13 protein-coding genes are annotated in these 15,736 nt (G+C 51.7%); 1 reads left to right on the plus strand and 12 read right to left on the minus strand.

Annotation, left to right across the window (positions count from 1 at the left end):
* Window positions 1-126 precede the first annotated feature (126 nt).
* The 11 genes from ACI1P2_RS14145 to ACI1P2_RS14195 form a co-directional block, all read right to left on the minus strand.
* The gene (locus tag ACI1P2_RS14145; protein ID WP_355320508.1) at window positions 127-447 is read right to left on the minus strand and encodes a hypothetical protein; all 321 of its coding nucleotides are present in this window, start codon (window positions 445-447) and stop codon (window positions 127-129) included.
* Window positions 437-2,149: a phosphoenolpyruvate--protein phosphotransferase gene (gene ptsP, locus ACI1P2_RS14150; RefSeq protein WP_355320509.1), complete on the minus strand. Its 1,713-nt coding sequence runs from the start codon at window positions 2,147-2,149 to the stop codon at window positions 437-439. The genes ACI1P2_RS14145 and ptsP overlap by 11 nt, the downstream gene beginning before the upstream one ends.
* The gene (locus ACI1P2_RS14155; RefSeq protein WP_355320510.1) at window positions 2,142-2,417 is read right to left on the minus strand and encodes an HPr family phosphocarrier protein; all 276 of its coding nucleotides are present in this window, start codon (window positions 2,415-2,417) and stop codon (window positions 2,142-2,144) included. The genes ptsP and ACI1P2_RS14155 overlap by 8 nt, the downstream gene beginning before the upstream one ends.
* Before the next feature lie 135 nt (window positions 2,418-2,552).
* Window positions 2,553-4,598 (minus strand): glucose-specific PTS transporter subunit IIBC, encoded by a 2,046-nt coding sequence (gene ptsG / locus ACI1P2_RS14160; RefSeq protein ID WP_355320511.1) that lies wholly within the window; start codon window positions 4,596-4,598, stop codon window positions 2,553-2,555.
* A 261-nt stretch (window positions 4,599-4,859) separates the two neighbouring features.
* A complete protein-coding gene (glcT, locus tag ACI1P2_RS14165) occupies window positions 4,860-5,708 on the minus strand; it encodes a glucose PTS transporter transcription antiterminator GlcT (protein ID WP_355320512.1) in 849 nt (282 codons plus the stop codon).
* Between the two features lie 139 nt (window positions 5,709-5,847).
* Window positions 5,848-7,380, minus strand: coding sequence for a flotillin family protein (locus ACI1P2_RS14170; RefSeq protein WP_355320513.1), 1,533 nt, complete (start codon window positions 7,378-7,380; stop codon window positions 5,848-5,850).
* A gap of 44 nt (window positions 7,381-7,424) precedes the next feature.
* Window positions 7,425-7,943: a protease gene (locus tag ACI1P2_RS14175; RefSeq protein ID WP_355320514.1), complete on the minus strand. Its 519-nt coding sequence runs from the start codon at window positions 7,941-7,943 to the stop codon at window positions 7,425-7,427.
* 202 nt (window positions 7,944-8,145) lie between these two features.
* Complete coding sequence (locus ACI1P2_RS14180; RefSeq protein ID WP_355320515.1) at window positions 8,146-9,312, minus strand: iron-containing alcohol dehydrogenase; 1,167 nt, start codon at window positions 9,310-9,312, stop codon at window positions 8,146-8,148.
* Window positions 9,313-9,667: 355 nt separating this feature from the next.
* Window positions 9,668-11,269 carry a UDP-glucose--hexose-1-phosphate uridylyltransferase gene (locus ACI1P2_RS14185; protein WP_355320516.1) on the minus strand — a complete coding sequence of 534 codons (1,602 nt, stop codon included), beginning with the start codon at window positions 11,267-11,269 and terminating at the stop codon, window positions 9,668-9,670.
* A gap of 14 nt (window positions 11,270-11,283) precedes the next feature.
* Window positions 11,284-12,273 carry a UDP-glucose 4-epimerase GalE gene (gene galE / locus ACI1P2_RS14190; RefSeq protein WP_355320517.1) on the minus strand — a complete coding sequence of 330 codons (990 nt, stop codon included), beginning with the start codon at window positions 12,271-12,273 and terminating at the stop codon, window positions 11,284-11,286.
* A gap of 2 nt (window positions 12,274-12,275) precedes the next feature.
* Entirely contained in the window at window positions 12,276-13,454 is a 1,179-nt protein-coding gene (locus ACI1P2_RS14195) for a galactokinase (protein WP_355320518.1), read from the minus strand.
* Window positions 13,455-13,700: 246 nt separating this feature from the next.
* Between ACI1P2_RS14195 and ACI1P2_RS14200 the strand changes: the two genes are divergently transcribed.
* Window positions 13,701-14,555 carry an AraC family transcriptional regulator gene (locus ACI1P2_RS14200; RefSeq protein WP_355320519.1) on the plus strand — a complete coding sequence of 285 codons (855 nt, stop codon included), beginning with the start codon at window positions 13,701-13,703 and terminating at the stop codon, window positions 14,553-14,555.
* Window positions 14,556-14,640: 85 nt separating this feature from the next.
* On the opposite strand, the gene mgrA is transcribed toward ACI1P2_RS14200, so the two are convergent.
* Window positions 14,641-15,657, minus strand: coding sequence for an L-glyceraldehyde 3-phosphate reductase (gene mgrA, locus ACI1P2_RS14205; RefSeq protein ID WP_355320520.1), 1,017 nt, complete (start codon window positions 15,655-15,657; stop codon window positions 14,641-14,643).
* Window positions 15,658-15,736 lie beyond the last annotated feature (79 nt).

Raw genomic sequence — 15,736 nt, forward strand, 5'->3', positions numbered from 1 at the left:
TTGTTCTTGATTAGCCCTTCTGTTACCTTGTTTCTATAAGGGAGTACTAGTAATGTTTTATTTTTTTCATCCCCGAAACCACCCACAAAAAAACTTACCTTGAACAGGTGAAGCATTCAAGGGACACTACCCTGCCAAGTGCCCGGAATTCTTCTGGAGAAGCGAAGCGTTCGCCTTTATCCCCGGATTTCTTCCACTGTCCATTTCAATCAGGAAATCCGGGGATAACAGCGATCGTAAGAAGAATCCGAGCACGCCCCAGCGATCGTAAGAAGAATCCGAGCACGCCCCAGCGATCGTAAGAAGAATCCGGGTACGCCGAATCCCGGGCACGCCCCTAAAAAAAGCCGGTATCCCCTTAGGAATACCGGCTGCTGTAAACTCAGCATGAGTATGTTTTGGAAAAAGATAAACCTTATGAAAAACGGAAAAGATTTTACCCTTCAATGCTCTGAACCAATGCAACAACCTCTTCGGCTGTCTGCATGTCCAATGCTTGTGCGGCCAGCTTCTCCATGTCCGCGCGGGACAGCTTGGAGATCTGGCTGCGGGCAGGCAGGATGGAGGTTGCGCTCATACTGAACTCATCCAGTCCCAGTCCGAGCAGCAGAGGAATAGCTGTAGCGTCCCCTGCCATCTCACCGCACATGCCAGCCCAACGTCCATTCGCATGAGCTGCGTCAATAACCATTTTGATCAGGCGCAAAATGGCCGGGTTGTATGGTTGATACAGGTAAGATACCCGTTCGTTCATGCGGTCTGCCGCCATTGTATATTGAATCAGGTCGTTGGTGCCAATGCTGAAGAAATCGACTTCCTTCGCGAATTGGTCTGCCAGCACCGCCGTTGATGGAATTTCCACCATGATGCCCACCTGAATTTCCTCAGACACCTGAACACCTTCGGAAGCAAGCTTCGCTTTCTCTTCCAGCAGGATCGCTTTGGCTTCACGGAATTCACCCAACGTAGCAATCATAGGGAACATAATACGCAGATTGCCGTACACGCTGGCTCTCAGCAAAGCGCGCAGCTGTGTCCGGAAGATATCCTGACGGTCCAGGCAGAGACGAATGGCCCGGAAGCCCAGGAACGGGTTCATTTCCTTCGGCATATCCAGATAAGGAAGCTCCTTGTCACCGCCAATATCCAGTGTGCGGACTACGACAGGCTTGCCCTCCATTTTCTCCAGAACCGTTTTGTAAGCATTGTACTGTACGTCTTCCGAAGGAAGCTTGTCGCGTCCCATGTACAGGAATTCCGTACGATACAGGCCTACACCCTCTCCACCGTTCTCAAGCACACCTGTAACGTCGTTTGGTGTACCGATATTGGCAGCCAGCTCGACGTGAACGCCGTCTGTCGAAACAGTCGCTTCGTCGCGCAGCTTGCGCCATTCTTCGCGCTGCTTATCATAAGCCTGCTGCTTTTGACGATATTCAGCAACCACTTCGTCGCTCGGATTCACGAACACCTCTCCATCCAAACCGTCCACGATAATCAGATCACCGCTTTTTGCTTGGGAAAGAACATCCTTCGTGCCGACGACAGCCGGAATTTCAAGCGAACGGGCCATAATGGCGGAATGCGATGTGCGTCCGCCAATATTTGTGGCAAAGCCTTTGACATATTTACGGTTCAATTGCGCTGTATCGGAAGGTGTCAAATCTTCTGCAAGCACAATCGTTTCTTCGCTGATTTCAGCAGGGCTCATGAACTGCAGTCCAAGCAGGTGATTCAACACACGCTTCGTTACGTCGCGCATATCAGCGGCCCGCTCTTGCAGATATTCGCTCTTCATGTTTTCAAACATGGAAATAAATTGCGATGCTGTTTCATCCAATGCAAATTCCGCATTGACTTGTTCGTTTCTGATTTTATCCTTAACCGGATCAATCAGCTCGGGATCGTTCAGAATCAGGAGGTGGGAAGCAAAAATTTCAGCCTTCTTCTCCCCCATTTCCTGAAGGGTCCGTTCCTTGATTTTCTCCAGCTCGGATTGCGACTGCGCCAATGCTGCGTCCAGCTTCGCGATTTCCGCTTCGACATCCGTTACCGTGCGTTTTTCTACAGAGTAGTTAGGATGCTCCAAGATAAACGCCTTGGCAATAGCGATGCCTGCCGAGGCAGCGATCCCGGAGATTTTAAGCATTTACTTCGCCCAGCCCTTCTTTAACCATTACATCTTCCAGCGCTTGCAGAGCTTCTGCTTCGTTGCCGCCTTCACAGATGATGTTGATTGTGTCGCCTTTTTCCAGACCCAGGGACAGTACGCCCAGGATAGATTTCAAAGTTACCTTTTTGCCGTTCGCTTCAGCAAAGGATTCTACACCGCTGAATTTTGTCGCAGTGTTCACCAGAGCTGTTGCCGGACGTGCATGGATACCGTCTTCGTCAGTGATTGTAAATGTTTTTTGCATGATGATTCTCCCACTTTCTGAATATATTATTGTAAATCTGCTGCTTGCTGATATGACATCAACCGCTTATGCCCATAGAACGCTCCCGCGGTCCTGGGACCGCTGCGGAACGTTCACTATAGAAGCAGATCGTTACTATTTTATCGTAATAATTTTATCTTCGCCAGCTTTGAGTGTTCCGCTCTTGTCCAGCGTGACTCCTGCGCCCTGCGGCAGGTTGGAGAAAATGATCGCAGAAATGATCGATTTGGCATTTTCTTTCACATACTCCAGATCCACTTTCATAATCGGCTGGCCAGCGGATACAAGGTCTCCCTCGTTCACCAGCACCTCAAAGCCCTGTCCCTTCAGCTTCACGGTATTGACACCGATATGCACCAGAACTTCCTTCCCACCATCGGACATAATGCCCACCGCATGCTTGCTCGGGAACACGTTAAACACCTTGCCGTACACCGGAGAAACAATATTGCCGTCATGCGGCAGTACCGCAAATCCGTCACCGGTCATACGCTCGGAGAATACCGGATCCGGCACTTCGGTAATCGAAAGCAGTTCCCCGTTTACTGGCATTACGATATCCTCGGTGATAATGGCTTGCCTTGCTTCACCGGCCGCTTTTTCAGCTGCAGGCTCAGGAGCGGCTGCCGGTGCAGGTGCTGGAGTGCGGCCTGCCATAATATCCTGCATTTGCGATTTAATCGTATCGGAACGTGTACCGAAAATCGCCTGCACATTGTTGCCGACCTCAAGCACCCCGGAAGCGCCAAGCTGCTTCAGACGGTTTTTGTCAACATTGGCTTTGTCGTTGACTTCAATCCGCAGGCGTGTAATACAAGCATCCAGATGCTTGATATTGGACGGACCGCCAAATGCCGTCAAAATATTGTGCGGAAGATCATCAACTGCTCCTTCGCCAACATTTTCATTCTCTTCGGCCTGCTCTTCGCGTCCAGGTGTTTTGAGATTGAACTTGCGAATGATGAAGCGGAAGCCGAAGTAGTAGATCACGGCCAGCACAAGACCAACGATAATGACATACCACCATGGTGTCCGGTTCGGCAGAATACCGAAGATCAGGAAGTCGATAAAACCGCCGGAGAACGTCATCCCGATTTTTACATTCAGCAGATACATCGTCATGAAGGACAAACCTGCAAAAATGGTATGCACTGCGAACAGCAACGGAGCTACGAACAGGAAGGAGAACTCAAGCGGCTCCGTAATACCTGTCAGGAACGAAGTCAATGCGGCGGAACCCATAATACCTGCCACATATTTCTTGTGCTCCGGTCTGGCTTCGTGGTACATGGCCAAAGCAGCGGCAGGAAGTCCGAACATCATGAACGGGAACTTACCAACCTGGAATGCGCCTGCAGTAAATGGCACGCCATCTCTCAGTTGAGCCATGAAAATGTGCTGGTCACCGCGAATGACCTGACCTGCTTTGTTGACATATTCACCGAACTCAAACCAGAACGGAGAATAGAAAATGTGGTGTAATCCGAAAGGAATCAGAGCACGTTCGATCACACCGAAAATAAATGTTGCCAGTACAGGATTCGTGTCCACCATAAAGTGGGACACCGCGTTCAGGAAGCTTTGAACCGGCGGCCAGATGACAACCAGCAGCAAGCCGATGAACAATGCGCCAACCGATGTCGCAATCGGAACAAACCGTTTGCCGGCAAAAAAGCCGAGATAAGACGGAAGTTCGATTTTGAAGAAACGGTTGTACATCGCTGCAGCCAGGATACCGATGATGATGCCGCCGAAGACACCAGTGGACAACGTTGGAATACCCAGCACTGTCGCATACCCGGTTACGGATGAAGCGAGCTGAGGAGTTACGCCAACGGCAGTACCCAGCGTCACGTTCATGATCAGATAACCGATGATGGCGGCAAGACCCGCAACACCTTCACCGTTGGCCAAACCGACGGCAACACCGACCGCAAACAGCAGTGCCAGGTTGTCAAAGACAATTTGACCGGCATTCATCATGATGGTTGCGACGGATTCAACCCAGCCGGCGCCAAGGAAAGGCATATACTGAACCAAATCCGGGTTAACCAGCGCGTTGCCGATCCCCAGCAGCAATCCTGCAGCAGGCAGGATTGCCACGGGAAGCATCAAAGCTTTACCGACACGTTGTAAAACGCCGAAAAGCTTTTTAAACATGAAACCCACATCCTTCAATATTATTCATCTCAAAACAACAACAGAAAAGAACGCAAAAAGGCATGAGCCAATAAAAGCATAAAGGTGACAACCTTGGGATGTAGCTTTCCCCCTGGAGGCTGTCTCCAATCATACTTTAATCAACTCATGCCTGATCGAATCAGTTACACGTTTTCATCTTCAATTGTTGTTTTGCTTATTGACGAAAGTCATTGTAGCACCGCTCGTCGAAAAATGCAATCCTTTTCATTACAAAAAATTTCAGCTTTCGTCCTTCCGCTGCTGCAGGCGCTGAAGGTGCATCGTAAGATAGCTTACCTCCGCCGGGTAGACGGGCTGATGAAGCCGGTTTTCCATAATCTTGGTCAACTTCCACGCCAGCATATACATTTCCGGATACTCCGCATTCAAAAGCTTGTCCAGCTTGTGCATTTCCAGAACCTTCTCGCCGCGCCGGATTCGCTCAAGCGCAAATCGCAGATGGGTCAACAGCCGGGAATAATCCAGAGAATCCGTAGGGATTTTATAATCAAGCGTCTGCTCCACGACCTGTACCAGATCCGAAATAAGCCGAGAATGCTCCTTGACCTGGGAAATATGCTGATTGGTCAAAGCGCTGTAAATATGGAGCGCGATGAAACCGATTTCGTCATTGCCCAAATCTATGTTCAGTTTGTCATGGATTTTTCGGACCGCGGATTCAGCCAGTTTATATTCCTCAGGGTAGATTTCCTTCGTCTCATACAAGAACGGATTATGAATCGTAATCCCCTGCTCTTTGCGCTTCATGGCAAAAGCAATATGATCCGTTAAAGCAATATGGATATGCTCGTTCAAGGGCGCGTTGACCTGGCCTTCAATATCATGAATGACTTCGCCGATAATTTCGATCAGCTTCTCATCCACCTGCGGAATGAGCTGCTTGTACTGCTCCTGCTCATCCTGATTTGTCAGGATAAACATTTTCTCAACGGCAGACAATGAAATCTGATCTCTGGATTTGCGGTTGAAACCGATTCCTTTTCCGATGACGACAACTTCCTGGTAATCCGGATGTATGCCTATGATGACGTTATTATTGAGTACTTTGGACACTTGTAGGCTGCTCACATTCGCACCTCTTTTTTTCATACCCACCTCTATCAGCTAAAAGTAACAAATAATAAGCTGGAGGTCAATAGAAGCTCTTTACACCAATAAAGCCGCCCTGCGGCAACCTTTTATGGTTTGCAGGGCGGCTTTATTGCTCTTATTCCTTGGTTGACGATAATTCGCCGGCCGTTGCAGCTGCCTCGCTGCCCGCTGCAGGCACTGGCACAGGTTGTGCCGTTTTTGGCTTGGTCAACCCCTGGATCAGCGCTTCCAAATCAATTCCGGATACACTTTTCAGCATTTCAGGAGCCGTGGACATCAGCTCGGTGACATAATTGCTAACACGTGCCGCGCCTTCTCCCTTGCCTGTATCGACCACCGTCAGCTTGTCAATGGAGGAAATCGGAGCCGCGACACGTCCAGCCAGCTCAGGCAGCATTTTGACGATAATGTCGAGAACGGCTGCCTCGCCGAACTTCTGGAAGGCTTCCGCCAGCTTTTCCTTCGCCTCTGCCTCAGCAAGCCCGCGCAGACGGATGACCTCCGCGTCGGCCGAGCCTTTGGCCAACTCTGCATCTGCCATTGCCTGGCCTTCCAACCGCTTCTGTTCCGCCGTTGCCTGGGCCTGTTTTTCAATGGAGTATTGCACCGCATCCGCTTCACGCATTTTGCGGGCTTTATCCGCCTCTGCAGCCTGCTCAACCGCGTAACGGTCTGCCTCCGCTTTTTTCTTCACTTCAGCATCATACTGCTTTTCACGCACAAGAATCTCTTTTTCCTGCAGGTCGATTTCCCGTTCCTTACGCACAAGCTCTACCTTCATCTGCTCTTCCACCGCAGTTTGCTTGGCGCGGGCTTCCTGTATGTGATATGCCTGATCCGCTTCCGCTTTGGCTGTGTCCTGCTCTTTTTTAAAGGCAGCTACCTTAAGCTCTTTCTCTTTCTCCGCTTCAGCAATATTGGTATCACGCAACAGTTCAGCCTTTTGTCCTTCCTGTTCCGCCTGCGCCTTCTGAATCCTGGCATCCCGCACCGCTTCGGCTTCCGCAATCTCCGCATCCCGCTTGACCGCCGCAATCCGCGGTTTACCGAGCGCATCCAGATACCCGTGCTTGTCACGAACGTCCTTGATGGTAAAAGAGACGATCTGCAGCCCCATTTTCTTAAGATCACGGGCCGCAACTCCCTGCACCTCCTGGGCGAAACGATCACGGTTCCGGTATACTTCTTCCACGGTCATGGAACCGAGGATCGCCCGCAGATGACCTTCAAGCACCTCTTGGGCCTCGCCCTTCAGCGCTTCAAGCGGTTTGCCGATAAACTGCTCCGCAGCCGTCGCCACATCTTCAATGGAGCTCCCTACTTTGATGATGGCAACTCCGTCCGCGATGACCGGCACCCCTTGCTCTGTGTACACCTCAGGTGTAGTCACATCCAGCTTGTGGGACAGCAGGGAAATAAACTCGGACTGCTGAAAAATCGGCCATATAAAAGCGCCCCCGCCCCGCACAATTTTAATTTTCCGACCGGACTCATCCTCTGAAATATTTTTATTGCCCAGAAAAGAACCCGTCACAATCATGGCCTCATCCGGCCCCACCGTCTTGTACCTTGCCCAAAAGGCAATACCCAGAACGACAATAACCGCAACTACAATCCCCGGAATCAGAAAAATATCCCATGCTTCCATGCAAACCCGCCCTTTCTGTTTATGTAGATTAAGAGCCTAACACACTACATCTCCAGCCCGGATACATTTACTACTCCATCGCTCACCTTAACCACCACAATGCGTGTACCTGCTGAAAGCGGCATGCCGTCAAAACTGGAGGCCGTATGGATCGTATTGGAAGCGCCAAACTTGATCATAACCTCGCCGTAGCCGTTCCCGGGAACCGGAATGGTCACCTCCCCGATCTTTCCCTCCAGTTCCCGCATGGAAAAACCGGTGGAAGTTTCGCTATTGGCTGCAGGGATGACAAAACCGAAGAATACCAGCAAGGCAGCCGCGACAGCGATGAGCAGTGATATCGCCAGAACGGCTCCACTTCCCAAGGAAGTGTATTTTGACAGCAGAATGCCGGCTCCTCCAAACGCTGTACCCGCTCCGGCTACAACGATTGGCTTGAGCCAGTCAAATCCGGGAAATTCAAAGGACGCTTCAAGCCAGTCTCCTAGAACATCACCAATAAACACAGTTATTAGAGTAAAAAGAACACCGCCGATCAAAAAACACCAAAACACCGTTTCCATCCGATTTCCTCCTTCCGCCGCTTGTGTAGGCCTATAACAATATATACGTATAAAGCAGACATAGGTTTCAGGATTTTCCTGAATTGCCATCTCGGACGGGGTAATAGCTTGCTTTGGCAATCTTCAAATGACAAAAAAAAGACTGCTCTCAGCAAATAAATAACTGAGAACAGCCTGACTGCTCATCGATATGGATTGAAAACTACAGGGAGGCCTTATAGATGGCAACAAGATCCTCGCGCTGCAGCTGCTTGAAGCCGCCAAAAGGACCGAAACGCTCCATCGCTTTGTCCGCCATCAGTTCGATATCCTGATCACCAATGTCATAATCCGCCAGACGGCTCGGTGCGCCAATGGAGGTCCAGAAATCACGCAACGCCTGAATGCCCTCTTCGCCGACCTGTTCATCGCTCTTGCCTTCCGGATTCACGTTGAACACATTGACCGCAAGCCGTTTATAACGCTCCGGCTTCACATGCAGGTTATGCTTCATCCAGTTCGGGAAGATAATCGCAAGTCCACCGCCGTGCGGAATATCATATAGAGCGGAAAGCTCATGCTCAATTTTATGGGTTGCCCAATCCCCCGTGAGTCCCATGCTCAGGAAGCCGTTCAGCGCCATTGTGCCGCAGTACATAATCGTCTCGCGCAGCTCGTAGTTTTCAAGATCCTCTACAAGCTTTGGCGCTGTATCAATCACGGTGCGCAGCACGGTTTCACACCAGCCCAGCTGCACCGGCGTATTCGTTTCCAGGTGGAAATAATGCTCCAGAACGTGTGACATGATATCAACCACACCGTATACCGTCTGATCTTTAGGCAGCGTGAATGTAAAGGTTGGGTCGAGAATGGAAAAAGCCGGATAGGCAAGTGGACTGCCCCAGCCTAACTTTTCCTGCGTAGCCTCATTTGTAATAACCGATCCGCTGTTCATTTCGGAGCCGGTCGCGGCCATCGTCAGCACCGTGCCGAACGGAAGCGCATCCTGGGGAACAGCTTTATGCTCAACAAAATCCCACATATCTCCATCATATTTGGCACCGACAGCAATCGCCTTGACACAGTCGATCACACTGCCTCCCCCAACCGCCAAAATCAGCTCGATATGATTTGCCTTGCACAGCTCCACACCTTTATGTACTGTGGACAGGCGCGGGTTCGGTTCAACACCTGGAAGCTCGGTTACTTCCGCATCGCTTTCACGAAGCAGACCGATCACCTGATCATACAGACCGCTGCGTTTAATGCTGCCGCCTCCATATACAAGAAGCACACGTTTACCGTATTTCGGAACCTCGCGTTTGAGCATTTCAAGCTGGCCTCTGCCGAAGATTAAACGGGTCGGATTTCGAAATTCAAATGCTTTCATCGAAACGCTCGCCTCCTATGTTTGAGTTTGATTAGTTTTCTTCTACACACTTTAAGTTCGTGTTCAAAAAGTCAGGTTTTCAGCACCGAGAAGGTTGGATGAAGCTAGGGACTGAGGAGCGGAGCGTACCTGGGGTACGTGAGCACCGGAAGGCCCGGCTGAATTCAAGATTCGATGTCGAATCTGCATCCCGACTTACTTCGTGATCAAAAGATGACTTTTTGAACTACCTATTTAATATTATATTCCTGTCGAAAACGATAAACAAATTGTTCCCTTCGCAAAAAAGAAAACCGCATGCATACGGGACTTGTCCCCGTGCAAAAGCGGCTTTCCGTTTATTATATTTCTGCAGTCAGACCGGAAGATAACCAAGACTCGCAAGAAAACGGCGGAATGCCTCTTGCCCCTCTTCGTCTCTTTTGAACACCCCGGCATGCTCCAGAATCGTGCTGAATTTCAATCCGACCTCGTTTTGCAGCAGGCGTACGGCCTCTTCTTTGTCCATATTCCGTCCATATTTCCCCATTAATTCCTCGATCCAGACGGCATGCTTATGCAGCGGATTGTCATCCTGTGACTCAGCATTTGCAAGGTCCGTATTTCTCGCCAAAATATCCGCGATGGCATCCAATTCTTCTTTCAACCGGCCCGGAAGAATGGCAAGGCCCATTACCTCGATCAGGCCGATGTTTTCTTTTTTCAGATGATGCATCTCCCGATGCGGGTGGAATATTCCTTCCGGATGCTGCTCGCTGGTCCGGTTGTTCCGCAGCACAAGATCCATTTCATAGCTGCCGTCCAGCCCGCGGCGCACAATCGGCGTCACCGTATTATGCGGCACCTGTTCCCCGTCGGCTTCAGTGAAGGCCAGCACATCTGCAGAAGGATCGCTGTACTGTTTCCATGCTTCGTATAAAGCATCGCCTGCTTCCAGCAACTGCTGCGGATCGGCAGAGGTAAAGCGCACCACCGACATCGGCCATTTCACAACAGCAGCCTGCACACCCGGATAGGAAGGATGTGTGAACACCTGCTCTTTTTCCGCTTTTTGGATCGCAAACGTATGGCGCCCTCCCTGAAAATGGTCATGGGTCAGTATCGATCCGCCCACGATCGGCAGGTCCGCATTCGAGCCGATAAAATAATGCGGAAATGAATCAGTAAACGACAGCAGCCGTTTGAGCGTATCACGTGTCAATTTCATGGGCACATGATCATGATGGAATACGATACAGTGCTCGTTGTAGTATACATACGGCGAGTATTGGAAAAACCACGGCTCTCCGTTCATATCCAGCGGGATAATGCGCAGGTTTTGCCGCGCCGGATGGTTCAGCCGTCCCGCGTAACCGACATTTTCCCTGCAGAGCTGGCATTTTGGGTATACAGGCGGCGGCAGCAGCTTCGCCATGGCAATTTCCTCAGGGCTCTTCTCCGGCTTGGACAGATTGATGGTAATTTCCATCTCTCCATATGGAGTCGTCTGCTTCCAGTATACATTTTTGTTGACACGATCCATCCGGATGTAGTTGGAGTCTATAGACAACCGGTAAAACCAATCGGTCGCCGCCTCAACTCCCCCTTCTGCCGTCTTCTCTCGGAATGACCGCACCACCTCCGACGGTCTGGCCATCAGCATACCCATAATTTTGGCATCCAGCAGATCCCGGTACGTATCGGTGTTCTCAGGAATCAGCCCGATCTCATAGCCATAATCAATCAAAACATCCAGCGCAGGCTGCGGGCTGTCAAGCACGGCAGCATCTGCCTCCCCTGCAAAGGGCTCATCAAAGCCGAACCGTTCCAGCAGCAGATTGCGGCTGTAATCGATATCGGCCTCTTCAATTAATCCGCGGACAGCCGCAAAAGCGGTCAGGCGCTCAATGGCCTGAAGGGCCGCCTCCTGCAGCCCGGACTGCTCTTCAGACACAGAAGTCTTCACTTCGTCAGTCATGGTGTAGCTCCTTCCTAGTTGTCACCATATCCGCTCGGATGGGACTGATGCCAGTTCCAGGCGCCACGGATAATGTCCTCAAGCTTCGTACGGCTCGGCGTCCAGCCCAGTACACTGCGGGCTTTATCCGAGGAAGCCACCAGCACTGCCGGATCACCGGCACGCCGCGCCTCCATAACTACCGGTATATCCAGCCCTGTCACCTGTTTCGCCGTTTCGATCACCTGTTTGACTGAAAAGCCCTGGCCGTTGCCGAGGTTGAAAATATCGCTGTTATTGCCCTTGCGCAGGTAATCCACCGCGCGCAGATGGGCATCAGCCAGGTCGCTGACATGAATATAGTCACGGATGCAGGTGCCGTCTGGGGTCTCATAGTCTTCCCCAAACACCGAGATATGAGGCCGCTGCTTCAGTGCCCCCTGCAGCACGAGCGGAATGAGATGGCTCTCCGGACGGTGATCCTCGCCGATTTTGCCGCTCTCGTGTGCACCCGCTGCGTTGAAATAACGGAGAGACACATACTTGATGCCCAGCACCTTGTCAAACCAGGCCATCATACGCTCCATCATGAGCTTGGTTTCACCATATACGTTGGTTGGCTCTGTGCGGTCTCCTTCTTCAATCGGCACCTTCTCGGGCTCGCCGTAGGTTGCTGCCGTGGAAGAGAATACGATTTTGGACACGCCCGCTTCCTTCATCGCTTCAAGCAGGCACAGCGTCCCAAATACGTTGTTGTCATAGTATTTGCCCGGGTTCTGCATGCTTTCCCCGACCAGTGAATTTGCCGCAAAGTGAATGACCGCATCAATCTCATTTTCCTTGAATACCTTGGCCAGCAGCTCTTTGTCTCGCAGATCCCCCTCATACAGCTTGCCGCCAAGCAGCGCGCCGCGATGGCCTGTCTGCAGGTTATCCACAACTACAACATCCTCGCCTCTGTCCAGCAGGGCCGCCACTGTATGAGAACCGATATAACCAGCTCCACCTGTTACCAAAATCGCCATCGTCACATGTCTCCTTTCAGTTCATTAACTCCGTCGCCCACTCCGCAAACGTAAAAGCTGGCTTCAAGTCCTGTACGAGTTCGGTAGGCCTCCCCGACCTGTTTTACAAACTCGTCCACATCTCCCTCATTCACCAGAGAAACCGTACAGCCGCCGAAGCCGGCGCCCGTCATACGTGACCCGAGCGTTCCCGGGATACGGCGCGCTTCCTCAACCATCACATCCAGCTCCTTGCAGCTGACCTCATAGAGGTCCCGCAGGGAATCGTGGGACGCATTCATCAGCTGTCCGAATGTGACCAGGTCATTGCTGCCCAGAGCCTCCACCGAGGCCAGCACACGAGCGTTTTCTTCAACCACATGCTGGGCGCGTCTTCTGACCGTCTCATCCACGATCAGGTTCTCCAGCGCCTTGAACTGCTCCTCGGTGAGCTGTGCCAGATATTCCAGCGACGGCATCTCCTTGCGCAAAATGTTCAGGGCTTCGACGCATTGGGTGCGGCGTTCGTTATATGCGGAATCCACCAGCCCCCGGCGTTTATTCGTATTGCCGATAATCAATTTATAACTGCCTGTTTTAAACGGTACTTTCTTGTATTCCAGCGTATCACACATCAACAGGATCGCATGATCCTTGGCGCCGTTGGCTACGGCAAACTGGTCCATAATGCCGCAGTTCACGCCGACATAACGGTTCTCGGCCCGTTGGGAGAGCAGGGCGATTTCAACCGTGTCCGTTGCCTGTCCCTCAAGAGACAGCAGCGTATAAGCTGTAACTACCTCAATAGATGCTGAAGAAGACAATCCCGCACCGTTTGGAATTTCGCCGTGGAACAGCAAGTCGTACCCGCTGGAGAGCTCAACACCTTTTTCCTTCAGCTCAACGATCACCCCGACCGGGTAGTCCACCCACTCGCCTGTTTTCTGCTTGCCGGCGTCTTTGACAGGTATTACCGCTTCATATTCAAAATTGCTGGAAGCAAAATGCAGCTCGTCGTCATCCCTTGCCCGTACCACCAGTGTCGTTCCGAATTCCAGCGCCGCAGGCAGCACATATCCGCCGTTATAATCGATATGCTCCCCGATCAGGTTGACCCTGCCAGGCGCCTGAAACAGGCGGACAGGATGGGCACTGTCCCCGTATTTTTGCTTAAATTGTTCTGTCAGTTCATGTGTATTCACGTTTTATCCACCCCACTGCAATAATCAGTTCGTGCATCATGCGCGGCTTCAGCACCACCGGGAACCCGATCGTGTCGGTGCAGCAGCATTTGAATATCCTTCTTTATGTAGACAGTATAAATGAAAAACTCCCCCGATGTAATGCAGCCATGTGTTGAACATATGGATAAATGTGACCTTGGACAGTACAATGGAGATGATCGCAACCTGAGTCCCAGATTTATTTTTTGGAAAGGAGAAGGCGTTATGGATCATCCGGCCCATACTTATTCCGTAGCTTCCAATCCGGTGTATTACGAGCACAGCCCGCTTCATGTGCTGTTCGCCGGGGAAAGCCAGACGAAGCCGGGACATGCGCTTGGTCCCAAGCTGTATGATTATTATCTGCTTCATTTCGTGGAATCCGGACAAGGCCGCTTCCGGACTGAGCAACGGACATATCGCCTGAGCGCCGGAGACTGCTTTCTGATCCATCCGGGCCAGTTGGTCAGCTATGCATCCAATACGGACGATCCCTGGCGGTACAGGTGGTTCGCTTTTACCGGCAACGAAGCAGGCCGTCTTATTGAGGAAGCCGGATTCGGAATTGATGCGCCGATATTCAAGGCTTCTGGAGACAGCCGGATTCCGCAATGGATTCACGCCATGCAGCACGCATTTTTCAGCAGAAAAACCAGCTCCCATCCCGCGTCCATCGGCTATCTGTACCTGATCCTTGCCGAGGCGGGGGAGCATCTGACGGAAGCGGCCAAGCTGCCCGGTCCTGATTCACAGGTCAGGATCACGGTCAAACAAATGATTCAGTATATGTCCACACAGTATGCCCATCCCGTGTCCATCGAACAGATGGCCGTCAGCCTTGGCTACAACCGGGCCTACTTGTCCCGCATTTTCAAAAAGGAAACCGGCCTGTCGCCGGTAACCTATCTGCTCAAGCTGCGGATCGACAAGTCGCGGCAGCTTCTGCGTGAACGGCCGGAGCTGTCCATCGAGCAGGTCGCTGCCTCGGTTGGGCTGCCGGACGCTCTTTATTTCTCCCGCCAATTCCGGCGCTTCTATGGGCAGTCCCCAACAGAATACCGCATAGCTGTCGGCAAATAAGTTAAATAAGCTGCACCCGGCAGATAAAGGGGCAGCCCGCTCTCATTGGCGGGCTGCTTTCACGGACGCCTTCCAAGGCCGTCCTTTATTTATGTCCTTCCTGGCCCCCGGCGGGCTGCAGGATGGAATCAATTCTCTCCAGTTCATCCTTTGTGAATTCCAGGTTTGATAGAGCTGCAATGTTCTCTTCAATCTGCGACACCCTGCTCGCGCCGATTAAAGCCGAGGTTACACGCTCGCCGCGAAGCACCCAGGCCAGCGCAAACTGGGCAAGGCTCTGCCCGCGCGCAACAGCCATCTGGTTCAGGGCGCGTATTTTGCGGATCGCGTCCGGGGTAATATGTTCTTTATTTAAAAAGACCGACGTCCCTGCAGCGCGCGAATCCTCCGGTATCCCGTTCAAGTACTTGTTCGTCAGCATTCCCTGGGCAAGTGGACAAAAGGCGATGCTTCCGATCCCGTTCTCATCCAGCACATCCTGCAATCCGTGTTCAATCCAGCGGTCCAGCAGCGAATACTTCGGCTGATGGATCAGCAGAGGCGTGCCCAATTCCTTCAGAATACGGCTCGCTTCAGCAGTCTGTTCAGCATTGTAATTCGACACGCCCACATACAGCGCCTTACCTGACCGGACGATGTGGTCAAGGGCCATCATCGTCTCCTCCAGCGGAGTTTCCGGGTCGAAGCGGTGGGAATAGAAAATATCCACATAGTCCAGCCCCATCCGCTTCAGGCTCTGATCCAGGCTGGAGATCAAATATTTACGCGACCCCCACTCGCCGTAAGGACCGGGCCACATATAATAACCGGCCTTTGTGGAGATCACTAGCTCGTCACGGTACGGCTTCAGATCGCTGGCGAGCACCTGACCGAAAAATTGCTCCGCTGAGCCGGGCGGAGGTCCGTAGTTATTCGCCAGATCAAAGTGGGTAATGCCCAAATCAAACGCCCGGGTAACCATGCTGCGTCCGTTCTCGGCGCTGTTGATCCCGCCGAAATTATGCCATAATCCCAGTGAAATAGCCGGCAGCTTCAGCCCGGATTTTCCGGTACGGTTGTATTTCATGCCTTCATAGCGGTCATCGCTAGCCAAGTAAACCATACCCATCCCTGCCTCTCTGACTCTGAATTAGTAACTGATAAAATGCTTTCCAGGTTCATTTTCATCATAGCTCTTCCGG

The organism is Paenibacillus jiangxiensis (genome assembly GCF_046098255.1).
GTDB classification, from domain to species: Bacteria; Bacillota; Bacilli; order Paenibacillales; family Paenibacillaceae; genus Paenibacillus; species Paenibacillus jiagnxiensis.